The sequence below is a fragment of the Roseiarcus sp. genome (assembly GCF_052145395.1).
Lineage (GTDB): Bacteria > Pseudomonadota > Alphaproteobacteria > Rhizobiales > Beijerinckiaceae > Roseiarcus.
This window is the reverse complement of record NZ_JBKQOT010000619.1, coordinates 1-12584: the sequence shown is the minus strand read 5'-3', so window position 1 is coordinate 12584 and position 12584 is coordinate 1. Positions and strand designations below refer to the sequence as shown.

The window sequence follows — 12584 nt, the reverse complement described above, 5'->3', positions numbered from 1 at the left end:
GAGCGCAGAATCCGCCCGATCAGCATGCCCTGCGGCGCGACGTCGGCCGTGTAGCGGATCGCCCCGGTGACCTTGGCGCGGGCGTTCAGCCGCGGATGCGGCCTGCCAATGACTGCGAGTTCCGCGTTCGGCGGCAGAGGCGGCGGGTCGCCGGGCGGAACTTGCCGCGGCTCTCCCGCTACGGCGACGCCGACGACGCCAACAGGAAACGTCTCAGTTCGCCTTGCGCTGCTGTCCGCCATGGCTCAGCCCTTTCGCGTCTTGGCCGCCGCCAGGGTCGCTGCGACGACATGTGGATAAGAGCCGCAACGGCAGACATGGCCGCTGATCGCCCGTTCGACATCCTCGGCCGTCGGGTCGGGGTTGCGGGCGATGAGCGCGGCGACGCTAAGCGCCATGCCCGTGCAGAAGCCGCACTGCATCGCGTCGTGCTCGATGAAGGCCTGCTGAACCGGGTGCAGGACGTCGTCTTTCGCCAACCCCTCGATCGTGGTCACTTCGCGGGGACCGACCTCGACCGCGAAAGTCATGCAGGAGCAGACCGGCGTCCCGTCGAGCCAGACCGTGCACGCGGAACACGCGCCGCGATTGCAGGCGATTTTCGTTCCCGTCAGGCCGAGCGGGCCGCGCAATGCTTCCGCAAGCGTCATGCGCGACTCGACCTTGAGCGGTCGATCGACGCCGTTGACGCGAAGCACGATGTCATGCGCTGACGCGGGCTTCGACGTCTCGGCTTCCGCCGCGGCCGCGGGCAACGCCCAATTCGGGGCCCCCGTGCCCAACGCCGCGTAAACCGACCCGCTCAAAAGGTCGCGACGCGACAAGCCTTCGTCCGAACCCACGGCCTCCTCCTCATCATCGTCTCGCGCTCTTTTTCGAGGCGACATCATGAGGCCGATTGCAGCCGCGGTGTTTGAGCGCGATCAAAGACGCGAGGCGCTCTCGAAAGGTTGAACAGGACCTCGGGGCTGCGAGCCATGGGGCGCGCGGAATTGCGGCCTCGGCTCCAGCGAAGTAAAATCAGCGCGATCCAAACGGGAGAGGACAGTCGATGGCCGACAAGCCGGGTCGGAACCAACCCGCCGCCCACGCGCCGACCCGGGCGCCGGGGTCCGTCTTCGACCTGAACCGGGCTATCAAGTCGATCGTGACGATTCAGTCTTCGATTCCGGAGGACGCCTTTACCGCGCAGACGCTCGGAGAGCAGCGGACAGGGAGCGGCGTGGTCATTCGCGACACCGGCCTCGTGCTGACGATCGGCTATCTCATCACCGAGGCGGAAACTGTCTGGATCGCCCGCGCCGACGGGCAGGTCACCCAGGGGCATGCGCTGGCGATCGACCAGGAAACCGGCTTCGGTCTCGTGCAGGCGCTCGGGCAGCTCGAATGTCCGGCGCTCGAGTTCGGACGCTCCGATCTGGCCCGGATCGGCGACCCGGTCGTCGTCGCGGCGGGCGGCGGAACGAAAGCCGTTCATGGCGCGATCGTCGGCAAGCAGGAGTTCGCCGGATACTGGGAATATTATCTGGAAGAGGCGATCTTCACTGCGCCTGCGCATCACTTCTGGGGCGGAGCGGGCGCCATCGGGGCTGACGGGCGGCTTCTCGGCATCGGCTCGCTTCATGTCGAGCAGGTTTCCGAACGCGACGGCCCGCGCGACGTGAATATGATCGTGCCGATCGGGCTCCTGCCGCCAATCCTTGACGATCTCTTGACCCGCGGCCGGGTGAATAAGCCCGCAAGGCCCTGGCTCGGCATCTATTCCGCCGAGAACGGGGGCGAGATCGTCGTGGCCGCGGTCTCCGAAGGCGGGCCGGCAGCCAGCGCCGGCGTCCGGCGCGGCGATATTCTCGCAAGCGTCCGCGGCGCCGAGGTCATCGATCTCGGAGACTTCTACCGAAAGGTCTGGGATCTGGGCGAGGCCGGCGTCGAGGTGCCGATCGAAATCATCCGCGACGGCCGGGCCGTCGGCCTGAGAATCCGGTCGGCGGACCGCTCGTCCTTCCTTAAGCGGCCGCGACTGCAATAGGCGAGGCCGCCCCAAAACCACCCGCTGGGCGCGAGCCCGGCTGGGCGCGTCGCGGCGTCTCCGGCGGGGCGGAGCCGCCGCTTCTGGATCGGAAGGAGCTTTCCAAATCAAGGACGACCCGAAAAGGCCCGCCGCGCTTCGCGGTGCGTCTGTAGAGTGGGCCCAAGACCGCACCTACCTCGCCCTATGACGCATCCTTGATTTGGAAAACCCCACACGTCCTGTAGCAATTCGCCGCCAGCCACCAAATAACATAAACACTTTATCGCGGTTCACGCTGTGACCGCCGTCACACTCTGAACACTTTTTTCGATGGGAAATCGAAAAGCGTGGGGGCGCAAGGGGCGACGCGCGGCTTCAACGCCGGCGCCGCCTCACCCCGGGGAAACCCGCGAGATTCAGCAGGACTCCTTCGACGGACAGTGTGCGTCAGCCCTCCCTGACGAGCCGGGCGGCGAAAAATCCGTCGAGTCCCGAACGCCGTGGATCGTCGCCCCAAAGATGGCAGGGCAGCGTGCGCAACTCGCCCGCGGCTGTCACGCATTGATTGAGCCCTCCGATCTCGGCCGCCGTGATTGGCGCGCGGCGGACGTCGGGGTTGCGCCGCAGCAGGGCCACAATCTGGGCCTCGCCTTCCTCAGGCTCGAGCGAACAGGTGCAGTAGACGATCGGGCCGCCGGGTTTGGTCAGCGCGATCGCCTTGTCCAGGAGCTGGCTCTGCAGTCTGGCGAGGACTGGAAGGTCGGCCGGGCGCTTCATCCAGGCAACGTCGGGGTGACGGCGAATAGTGCCGGTCGCGGAGCAGGGCGCGTCGATCAGCGTCGCGTCGAACGGCGCGGCGTCGAATGCGAGGGCGTCGGCCACGACAATCTCCGCATCGAGCTTCAGCCGCTCAAAATTAGCGGAAAGGACCTTCAATCGCTCGGCCGACCGGTCGACCGTCGTGACGACGGCGCCCGCGGCCGCCAGTTCGGCGCTCTTGCCGCCGGGCGCCGCGCAAAGGTCGACGACGCGTTGGCCGGGGCGCACGCCGAGGAGCCGCGCGGGCAAGGCTGCGGCAGCGTCCTGCACCCACCACTCGCCGTCCGCGTAGCCTTCCAGCTCGACCACCGGCCGGTGAGAATCGAGGCGCACCGACCCGGTCGGCAGGACGACGCCGCCGAGGCGCGCCGCCCAGCCCACGGCGTCGCTCTTCACGCTCAGATCGAGCGTCGGCTCGCAGCGGTTCGCCGCGGCGATCGCGCGCGCCGCCTCATCGCCATAAGTCGCCCGCCACCGCGCGGCGAGCCAGGGCGGCGTGTCGTCGTCGAGCGCGTCCGAGGCGCCGAGGATCGTCGCGCGATCCCGCGCGACCGAACGAAGGATTGCGTTGACGAGTCCGGCGAAGGGCGCGCTGGCGGCGTCCGCCCGCGCGGCGCGCACCGCCAGATCGACCGCGGCGTGATCCGGCGTTTCGAGGAAGAGAAGTTGGGCGGCGCCGACGACCAGCGTCCATTCCAGGGCTCCGGTTCGCCGCGGCATGCCCTTTTCGAGCCTCTGCGCGATCGCCTTGCGGATCGTTCCCATCCTTCTGAGCGCAACGGTTGAGATCGAGCGCGCCAGAGCCCGGTCTCGCGGGTCGATGCGGGGGTCGCGCAGCGACAGGTCTGCGGCGAGGCGCTCTTCGAGCGGCCGCGCCAAGGTCACGGCTTCGGAGATCGCGCGCGCTGCGGCGATCCGCGCCGTCAGCCCCGGGGCCGGCGGTTCAGGCGCGCGGGGACGAGGACCGGAAAATCCGCGCTGCTGTTTGATCAAACGCGCCTCGCCTCGAATCGATTGGCCAACCCGGCCGCCAGTCTATACGGATTTTGCCGGACTGGCTTGCCTCAGACCGTCGCGGCGTTCGCGCCATGCCGAGGCGCCGTAAGATAAAGACTATATACCAAAGTTACGTTTAAGCAGAACCTTGTTGCGGCGCAATAGATGGATTAGCCAATTGCACAAACCTCACCGAACCGGTGCTTCGATGAGGTCGAATTCTCGCCATTGGACAGGGGGAAATTCCAATGACGCAAATCGCGATTTTGGTCTTTGTCAGCGCGAGCGTGGTTTTATTACCGAATGGATCCGTGTCTGATCCTGCGAGCTGGGCGCTTGTTCTGGCGGCGGTCGCCGGCGGACTCCTTGGTCGTACCAAGCAGCCGATCGTCATCGAGGGCTGATCGCCCCTTTCCAGCGAGCAAGCGCCCGCGAGCCTCGAGTGCGGCGCGAAATCCATCTTCGAATCCCGCCCGTGGCGCGGGCGGGATTTGACACGGCGGCGCGCCGACAGTAAGAGCGACGCCGTTTTCGTCAGGTTTCAGAATCGTCGATCAAGCCGTTCGATCCGTTGAGATCGACGGTCCCCGTCCGGCAGCGCGTTGCGCCCCCGGGCGCTATCGGCGCTGGAAAACCGCTGGGCGGGAGCGCACATCGTGAGGGACGGCTGGCCGGAGACGGCCGGTCGCCTTATTTCCCCGGCATTCGCAACCCGCCGCAAGGAGCACATGCATGTTCGAGAGCCTTTCCGAGAAGCTCTCCGGCATATTGGACAAACTCACCGGCCGCGGCGCCCTCTCCGAGGAGGACGTCAACGCCGCCATGCGCGAGGTGCGCCGCGCGCTGCTCGAGGCGGACGTCGCCCTCGAGGTTGTGCGCACCTTCGTCGACCGCACGCGCACCAAGGCGGTCGGCGCGGCTGTCATCAAGTCGGTCAGGCCCGGGCAGATGGTGGTGAAGATCGTCCACGACTCGCTGATCGAAACGCTCGGCGGCGAGTCTCAGGCGATCGACCTCAACGCGCCTGCCCCTGTCGCCATCATGCTGGTGGGCCTTCAGGGCGCGGGCAAGACGACCACCGCCGCCAAAATCGCCAAGCGCCTCGCCGAGCGCGACAGGCGCAAGGTGCTGATGGCCTCGCTCGACGTGAAACGCCCGGCGGCGCAGGAGCAGCTGGCGATTCTCGGCGAGCAGGTCGGCGTCGATACGCTGCCGATCATTCCCGGCCAGGATCCGGTCGACATCGCCAGGCGCGCCGAGCAGGCCGCCCGCTTGCAGGGCTACGACGTCGTGCTCTTGGACACCGCCGGGCGCACGCACATCGACGAGCCGCTGATGGAGGAGATGGCGCAGATCCGCGAGGCGGCGAGTCCTCACGAGGTGCTGCTCGTCGCGGACGCTCTGACCGGACAGGACGCTGTCCATCTCGCCAAGAGCTTCAACGAGCGCGTGGGCCTCACCGGCATCGTACTGACCCGCATGGACGGCGACGGGCGCGGCGGCGCGGCCCTCTCCATGCGCGCCGTCACCGGCAAGCCGATCAAGCTCCTCGGCGTCGGCGAAAAAATGGACGCGGTCGAGGATTTCCATCCGGCGCGCCTCGCCGACCGCATTCTCGGCATGGGCGACATCGTCAGCCTGGTCGAAAAGGCGGCGCAGACGATCGACGCACAGCAGGCGGCCAAGATGGCCGAAAAGCTGCGCAAGGGCGTGTTCGACCTCAATGACCTCTCCGAGCAGCTCGCCCAGATCGAGAAGCTCGGCGGGATGGGCGGCATCATGGGGATGCTGCCCGGAATCGCCAAGATGAAGGACCAGCTCGCCTCCGCCAATCTCGACGACAAGTTCGTCAAGCGCCAGCGCGCCATCATCTCGTCGATGACGCCGCTGGAGCGGCGCAACCCCGACATCCTCAAGGCCTCGCGCAAGAAACGCATCGCGGTCGGCGCCGGCGTCACCGTCGAGTATGTCAACCGGCTGTTGAAACAGCACCGGCAGATGGCCGACATGATGAAGATGATGGGCGGCGCCAACGCCAAGCGCGGCATGATGGGCAAGCTCGGCCAAATGATGGGGCTCGGCAACATGCCGATGCCGACGCCCGAGCAGATCGAGGCGCTGCAGAAGCAGGCGGGCGGCGCCGGCGCGCCCGGGCTGCCGCCGGGACCGCCCGGTATCCCTTCCGTCCCGCCTCCCGGCGCCTTCAACCTGCCTCCACAGTTCCCGGGCTTAAGCGGCCCGAAGCTTCCGGGCCTGGGCGGCGGCTTCAATCCGTTCGGGGGGAAGAAGAAGTGAATTCCCCTCTCCCTCCGGGAGACGCGCTAGGGCGGGTCGCAAGTCCATCATCCGTCGCCTTCGGCGACGCCTTCTCCCCGAGGGAGAAGGGGCGGGCGCTCTCAAATCGACTGACCTTGATAAAGACCCAGAAAGGAAGAAACCTGAAATGTCGCTGAAAATCCGTCTCTCCCGCGCCGGCGCGAAAAAGCGCCCGTTCTACCGCATTGTCGTCGCCGACGCCCGCATGCCGCGCGACGGCCGCTTCGTCGAGAAGATCGGCACCTTCGACCCGCTCAAGGCCCAGGACGACGCCGCGCGGCTCGTGCTCGACCAGGAGAAGGCCAAGGCCTGGCTCGCCAAGGGCGCCCAGCCGACCGATCGCGTGCTGCGCCTGCTCGACAGCGTCGGCGTCGCCAAGCGCGAAGCCCGCAACAACCCCGAGAAGGCGAAGCCGAAGAAGAAGGCGCAAGAGCGTCAGGTCGCTGCCGAAGCCGCCGCCGCCAAGGCCGCGGAAGCCTCAGCCGCTTAAGTCCTGCAGGACCGGAGCCATGCGCCCGCCCGACCGGCTCGTTCTCGTCGGCCGGTTCGGCGCGCCGCAGGGTGTGCGGGGCGAGGTCCGCGTCCAGTCCTTTACCGCCGATCCCAAGGCGATCGGCGCCTACGGGCCGCTGACGGACGCGAGGGGCGCTGAAGTCTTCGCCTTTGAACGACTCAGGCCGATGAAGGACGACATGCTGGTCGTCAAGGTGAAGGGCGTCGAGACGCGCGACGCCGCCCGGGTTCTGACGGGGGTCGACCTCTTCGCCCGCCGCGACCGGCTGCCCGAGCCGAGCAAAGACGAGTTCTACGTCGACGACCTGATCGGCCTCATGGCCGTGAGGGCTGACGGCCGAGCGCTTGGCCACATCGCCGCGGTCCCGAACTACGGCGCGGGCGACATTCTCGAGATCGCGCCCGAGGGCGGCGGCGAGCCGCTGCTCCTCCCCTTCACCAAGCCGTTCGTTCCGGCCATCGATTTCGCCGGCGGGAAGATCGTCGTCGAGCCGCCGGAGGAGGTCGCGGGGGACGGCTGAGGCGATTGCAGGGGTCGCGCGGCCGGCGTGCGACCGGGGCGCCTCAAAGGGCGGGAGCCTATAGGGGTCGCCAAGGAAGGTCCGGAGTCCGCCCTTCGGTCGACAACCCGTTGCGAACGCGGAGTGGGCTACACCGCCCGAAGCGGACCTCGGTCACTTTGATCGCTAGCGCGGCGAGACGGGCGAAGATTCTGGCGCGGGTTCCAGCCAACGCGTCCGAAGCTTCTCTCAGGAACTCCCGCGCCTGGCGCATCCGTCGCGTTTGGCCTTCGACTGCAATGTAGCGAAAACCGCCTGTTCATAGGGCCGATCTCGAACGGGCGCTCCCGGTCGAACCCGGACCCTTGATAAGCCACGCGCGGAACCGCGAAATCGGGCGCCCGCCATAAATTCGCTCGACGCGGCCGTTAGTCCCGGCGCTCGGGCGGGGCAGGCTTGGGAGGCGAATCCGATGACCGACAGTATTGCGCCCGAGGCCGCGCCAGCGCATCCGGCGCGGCGCGATTTTCTCTATCTCATGACCGGATCGGTCGCCGCCGTCGGCGTCGCCGCTGTGGCGTGGCCGTTCATCGATCAGATGAACCCGGACGCTGCGACCATCGCCGCCGCCGGGCCGGTCGACATCGACATCAGCCAGATCCAGCCGGGCCAGCGGATCGTGACGCTTTGGGCGTCGCGGCCGGTGTTCGTCGTCCGCCGCCCGCCGGAGGCGCTGAAGGGGTTGCAGGATCCGAAGCTCACCGCGCAACTGCGCGACCCCGATTCCGACAACCTGCAGCAGCCCGAATACGCCAAGAACTGGCACCGTTCGATCAAGGAGGAGTTCTTGGTCGTCGTCGGCATCTGCACCCATCTCGGCTGTGTGCCCCTGTTTGACCCCAACCCCGACCCGTCGAACCCCGCGCCCAATTGGCCCGGCGGGTTCTTCTGCCCCTGCCACGGCTCGAAATACGACCTCTCGGCCCGCGTCTTCCAGGGCGTGCCCGCCCCCTATAACCTGCCGGTGCCGCCGAATTTCTTCCCGGACGAGAAGACGCTCCGGGTGGGCCAGAACCCGCCCGGGCAGACTTTCGACTTCAACTCGATCCTGCAGGTGTGAGGACGCGGCGGCGCGTCGAATCGCTTCGATGCGCATCGAAACATCGCCTCCCGGAGAGGCGCCAGACTTGGGCGCCGACCCAAGAAGTGAGAGGCGCCATGATCACCTGTTTCATCCGTTACGAGATCGATCCGTTCACCGTCGCCGCTTTCGAGCGCTACGCCCGCGCGTGGGGCCAGGCGATTCCGCTCTGCGACGCGGATCTCATTGGCTATTTCGCTCCTCATGAGGGCTCGGCGACGACCGCCGACGGCGTCTCCAACGTTTCCGACCTCGCCGCCTGCGAAGCCTATCGCGCGCGTCTCCACGCCGACCCGGCGGCGCAAGCGAACTTCGCCTTCGCGCGCCAAGAGCGCTTCATTCGAAAGGAAGACCGCATCTTTTTGCGCCTGGTCACCGCCCCGCACGCCGAAAGGACGACGTCATGACCGGCTCCGCTTACGAACGCTTTCGCGCCCTGCACCAGGGCGCGGCCGCCTTCATCATGCCGAATGTGTGGGACGGCGCGTCCGCGCTGATGATGCGCGACGCCGGTTTCGCCGCGATCGGCAGCTCCTCCTTCGCCTATGGCGCCACGCGCGGCCTGCCGGACGTCTCGTCCCGGCTCGGCCGGACCGAAAGCATCGCGCACGCCGCATGGCTCGGCGGCGTCGCGAAGCTGCCGGTCAATGGCGACCTCGCGGACGGGTTCGGTCCTGCGCCGGAGGACTGCGCGGCGACGGTCGAGGCGTCCGTCGCGGCCGGCCTCGCAGGGCTCGGGATCGAGGACGCGACCGGCGATCGGGCCGCCCCGATCCACGCGTTCGACGCCGCGGTGCGTCGCATCGAGGCCGCCGCAAGGGCGGCGCGCGGCCGCATCGTGCTAACCGCCCGCGCCGACAATTTCCTCCATGGCCGGGCGGATATCGACGACACGATCCGCCGACTGACCGCATTCGCGGAGGCCGGAGCGGACGTCCTGTACGCGCCGGGTCTGCCGGACATGGAGTCCGTTCGCAGGGTCGTCCGCGCGGTCGCACCGAAACCGGTCAATGTGCTGATCGGACCTGGGGCGCCGCTTAAGGAACTCGAGGCGGCCGGCGCGCGGCGCATCAGTCTCGGAGGCGCGCTTTACCGCGTCGCGATGGGGGCGCTCGCGCGCTCCGCCGCCGCGCTCAGCGCGGGCGATCTTGCCGTCGCCGTCGCGGGCGCAATGCCCGGCAAGGACCTCCAGCGGCTGCTGGGATAGCGGTCGCGCCGGAACGGAGGGAGAATAGGAGCGTTCGGCTGGGTTGCCAGACGGGCTGCGCTTCGTGCAGGGTCCCGCGCCAGGAGGACCTTGGGCATGCGCATGACCCCCTATCTCTACTTCAAGGGCGCTTGTGAGGAGGCGCTGACGTTCTACGCCGCACGCGGCCTCGGCAAGGTCGTCGACCTTCGCCGCTATGCGGAAAGTCCGATGGAGGGGCGCGCCGGCGGCGCCTGGCGCGACAAGGTGCTTCATTCCCTGTTCGAGGGCGACGGAATTCGCTTCTATGCGTCGGACGGTCCCGACTCCGAGCCGATGAAGGGCAGCGCGCTGATGATCGAGGAGGGCGACGCCGAGCGCGCCGCAGCGCTGTTTGACCAGCTGAGCGACGGCGGCCGGGTGACGGTTCCCTTCAAGAAGCAGTTCTTTGGCGACGTCTACGGCAACTTCACCGACCGGTTCGGCGTGCAATGGGCGATCATCGTTCCGGCGGACGTTTGAGGGCAGCGATGGACGTCGCCGAAGATATCCGCCGCATCGCGCTGCAGGAGGAGCGCCTGCAATTCGACCGGTTCGGCTTGAGCGAAGCCTGGGCGGTTGGCCTGGCGCTGAAAGCGGTCGGCGAAGCGGGACGGCTGCCGATCGTGGTCGACATCCGGCTCGCGACGATGAAGCTTTTGGCCTTCGCGCTGCCCGGGAGCGCGCCCGACAATTTCGACTGGGCGCGACGCAAGCGCAACGTGGTGTTGCGCTTCCACCGGTCCTCCTACGCCATCGGGCTGAAGCTCGCGCTCGAGGGCAGGACGTTCGCCGATCTCGGCGCGCTGCCGGAGCGCGACTACGCCGCGCACGGCGGAGCCGTGCCGATTTTCGTCGCGGGAACCGGATGCGTCGGCTCCGTCACGGTCTCCGGCCTGCCTCAGCGCGACGATCACCGGGCCGTCGTCGAGGCGATGGCGAAGGTCCTTGGCCGGGACCTCAGCGATATTGCGCTCGATTGAGGCTGCCGCGCGGCGCCCGCGCCGGTTTGCGGGCGCATTTCGTCGCTGCGCCTCAAAAAGGGCCGCGTTCGGAGCGCATTCGGCACCTGTTCGGCGGCCGAAAAGCGGCCCTTATTCACCCGTGTTTTGAGCCTTTTCAAGGGCTTGCAACACAGTTTGGAAAAAACCGACGTTCGCCGAAGCGCTCGCGAGCGGCGACCGCCCCGACCCTCAAAAACTTCCTCGCGCATTCGACGCCCGCGGAGAGGGGGGCGAACGGGGTCCCCCGGCGCCGCCTGCTCCTGATCCTTGCGGTCGCCGTCTGAGGCTCCGGGATCATAATAGGCCACATTTCTCTTTCTAAAAAGAGAATGCCTATAGCTTTCGATTCGCGTAATTCAAAGGCTCGCAACGTGGCAGGCGATGCTTCGACCCTATCGCCGCGACGCCCGGCCCCGACCGCGAGGGAGGCCCGGCGCCGCCTTTCAGCCCGCCGCCTCGGCGCTGACCCGCGCCGGCCCGGTCGCTGCGGGTTCGCCGGCCCGCTCCCGGCCTTGGTGGTGCAGGAGGAAAATCGCCTGCTCGCCGACGAGGTTCCAGGTCCATTTCGGCCAGATCGCGGAAAGCTCAGCGCCGCCCTCATCGAGCGCGACGCTCTTGTCGATCACCGCGCCAACCTCCCGGGCGAGTTCGATGAAGTCGGTGATCGTGCAGAAATGGATGTTCGGCGTGTCATACCAGGAATAGCTCAGCTGCTCCGTCACTGGCATCCGGCCCCGGAAGGCGAGCTGCACGCGGACGCTCCAATGCCCGAAGTTCGGAACGGAGACGATGGCGCGCCTGCCAATGCGCAGCATGTTCTCGAGCACGACGCGAGGCTGGCGGGTCGCCTGCAGGGTCTGAGACAGGATGACGTAATCGAAGGCGTCGTTCGGATAGTCTGCGAGATCAGCGTCGGCGTCGCCCTGCACGACCGACAGACCCTTGGCCACGCAATCGTTGACGCCCTGCTGCGAAAGCTCGATGCCACGCCCGTCGACGTTCCGTTCCTCGGCCAGCAGGCGGAGCAATTCCCCATCCCCGCAGCCGACGTCGAGGACCCGTGATCCCGGGGCGACCATCTCCATAACCCGGAGAAGGTCGACGCGCCGGGCGTCGAGGATGCGCGACAGGGTCACGCGATCCCACGCGCGCGCGCCGCGGCGTCGATGAACCCTCTGGTCGTCTCGATGAGTTCAGGCACGTCGAGCAGGAAGGCGTCGTGCCCTCGATCGGTTTCAATCTCGACAAACGACACCGACGCGGCGCCGGCGTTGAGCGCGCGCACGATCGCCCGAGAGTCGCTGGTCGGAAACAGCCAGTCCGAGGTGAACGACACGACGCAGAACCGCGTCGGCGAGCCCTTGAAGGCGCTGGCCAGCGAGCCGCCGAAGTCGGCCGCGAGGTCGAAATAGTCCATCGCCCGTGTCAGGTAGAGATACGTATTCGGATCAAACCGCTCGACGAAGATCTGCCCCTGGTGGCGCAGGTACGATTCGACCTGGAAATCTGCGTCGAACGAGAATGTCCGGGCGGCGCGATCCTGCAGATTGCGACCGAATCGCCGGTGCAGCGCGCTGTCGGAGAGGTAGGTGATGTGGGCGGCCATGCGCGCGACCGCGAGTCCTTTGGACGGCCGCGTGTGTTCGGTCAGGTAGCGGCCGCTGCGCCAATCCGGGTCCGCCATGATGGCCTGACGCCCGACCTCGTGAAAGGCGATGTTCTGCGACGAGTGCCGCGCCGCCGTGGCGATCGGCAGGGCGGCGAACACGCGCTCCGGATAGGCCGCCGCCCATTGCAGGACCTGCATCCCGCCCATCGAGCCGCCGGCGACGCAGAACAGCGTGTCAATGCCGAGGTGGTCGATCAGCAGCGCCTGGGCCCGCACCATGTCGGCGATCGTGACCAGGGGAAAGTCGAGGCCGTAAGGTTCGCCCGTCTCCGGGTTGAGCGAGGCCGGACCGGTGGTGCCCATGCAGCCGCCGAGCACATTGGCGCAAAGGACGAAGAACCGGTCGGTGTCGAAGGGTTTCCCCGGACCGACCATGGTCTCCCACCAGCC

Annotated in this window: 15 protein-coding genes; 10 read left to right on the top strand and 5 right to left on the bottom strand. The window is 67.5% G+C overall.

Features of this window, described 5'->3' with window-relative positions:
• Together ACLP25_RS21330 and ACLP25_RS21325 are read right to left on the bottom strand one after the other, a co-directional pair.
• A partial coding sequence (locus tag ACLP25_RS21330) for a hypothetical protein (protein WP_442471152.1) occupies nt 1–242 on the bottom strand: 242 nt, incomplete at its 3' end.
• Nucleotides 243–245: 3 nt separating this feature from the next.
• Nucleotides 246–842 (bottom strand): (2Fe-2S)-binding protein, encoded by a 597-nt coding sequence (locus tag ACLP25_RS21325; protein WP_442471151.1) that lies wholly within the window; start codon nt 840–842, stop codon nt 246–248.
• A 209-nt stretch (nt 843–1051) separates the two neighbouring features.
• Between ACLP25_RS21325 and ACLP25_RS21320 the strand changes: the two genes are divergently transcribed.
• Nucleotides 1052–2029: a S1C family serine protease gene (locus ACLP25_RS21320; protein WP_442471150.1), complete on the top strand. Its 978-nt coding sequence runs from the start codon at nt 1052–1054 to the stop codon at nt 2027–2029.
• A 429-nt stretch (nt 2030–2458) separates the two neighbouring features.
• Here ACLP25_RS21320 and ACLP25_RS21315 read toward each other — a convergent pair whose 3' ends face one another.
• Nucleotides 2459–3823 carry an RsmB/NOP family class I SAM-dependent RNA methyltransferase gene (locus ACLP25_RS21315; RefSeq protein WP_442471149.1) on the bottom strand — a complete coding sequence of 455 codons (1365 nt, stop codon included), beginning with the start codon at nt 3821–3823 and terminating at the stop codon, nt 2459–2461.
• 251 nt (nt 3824–4074) lie between these two features.
• On the opposite strand from ACLP25_RS21315, the gene ACLP25_RS21310 reads away from it, so the two are divergent.
• From ACLP25_RS21310 to ACLP25_RS21270, 9 genes are all read left to right on the top strand, one after another.
• Complete coding sequence (locus ACLP25_RS21310; RefSeq protein ID WP_442471148.1) at nt 4075–4230, top strand: hypothetical protein; 156 nt, start codon at nt 4075–4077, stop codon at nt 4228–4230.
• Between the two features lie 328 nt (nt 4231–4558).
• Nucleotides 4559–6121: a signal recognition particle protein gene (ffh, locus tag ACLP25_RS21305; protein WP_442471147.1), complete on the top strand. Its 1563-nt coding sequence runs from the start codon at nt 4559–4561 to the stop codon at nt 6119–6121.
• A 148-nt stretch (nt 6122–6269) separates the two neighbouring features.
• The gene (gene rpsP, locus ACLP25_RS21300) at nt 6270–6632 is read left to right on the top strand and encodes a 30S ribosomal protein S16 (protein WP_442471146.1); all 363 of its coding nucleotides are present in this window, start codon (nt 6270–6272) and stop codon (nt 6630–6632) included.
• 19 nt (nt 6633–6651) lie between these two features.
• The gene (gene rimM, locus ACLP25_RS21295; protein ID WP_442471145.1) at nt 6652–7176 is read left to right on the top strand and encodes a ribosome maturation factor RimM; all 525 of its coding nucleotides are present in this window, start codon (nt 6652–6654) and stop codon (nt 7174–7176) included.
• Between the two features lie 451 nt (nt 7177–7627).
• Nucleotides 7628–8275 (top strand): ubiquinol-cytochrome c reductase iron-sulfur subunit, encoded by a 648-nt coding sequence (petA, locus tag ACLP25_RS21290; RefSeq protein ID WP_442471144.1) that lies wholly within the window; start codon nt 7628–7630, stop codon nt 8273–8275.
• A 98-nt stretch (nt 8276–8373) separates the two neighbouring features.
• The gene (locus ACLP25_RS21285; RefSeq protein ID WP_442471143.1) at nt 8374–8703 is read left to right on the top strand and encodes an NIPSNAP family protein; all 330 of its coding nucleotides are present in this window, start codon (nt 8374–8376) and stop codon (nt 8701–8703) included.
• Nucleotides 8700–9503 (top strand): isocitrate lyase/PEP mutase family protein, encoded by an 804-nt coding sequence (locus tag ACLP25_RS21280; protein WP_442471142.1) that lies wholly within the window; start codon nt 8700–8702, stop codon nt 9501–9503. Before ACLP25_RS21285 ends, ACLP25_RS21280 begins: the two co-directional genes overlap by 4 nt.
• A gap of 96 nt (nt 9504–9599) precedes the next feature.
• Nucleotides 9600–10004, top strand: coding sequence for a VOC family protein (locus tag ACLP25_RS21275; RefSeq protein ID WP_442471141.1), 405 nt, complete (start codon nt 9600–9602; stop codon nt 10002–10004).
• Between the two features lie 8 nt (nt 10005–10012).
• Nucleotides 10013–10504 (top strand): heme-degrading domain-containing protein, encoded by a 492-nt coding sequence (locus tag ACLP25_RS21270; protein ID WP_442471140.1) that lies wholly within the window; start codon nt 10013–10015, stop codon nt 10502–10504.
• Nucleotides 10505–10968: 464 nt separating this feature from the next.
• On the opposite strand, the gene metW is transcribed toward ACLP25_RS21270, so the two are convergent.
• Together metW and metX are read right to left on the bottom strand one after the other, a co-directional pair.
• On the bottom strand, nt 10969–11661 hold the full coding sequence (gene metW, locus ACLP25_RS21265; RefSeq protein WP_442471139.1) for a methionine biosynthesis protein MetW: 693 nt from the start codon (nt 11659–11661) through the stop codon (nt 10969–10971).
• Nucleotides 11658–12584: homoserine O-acetyltransferase MetX (gene metX, locus ACLP25_RS21260; protein WP_442471138.1), on the bottom strand; the 927-nt coding region annotated here is incomplete at its 5' end. The genes metW and metX, both read right to left, overlap by 4 nt.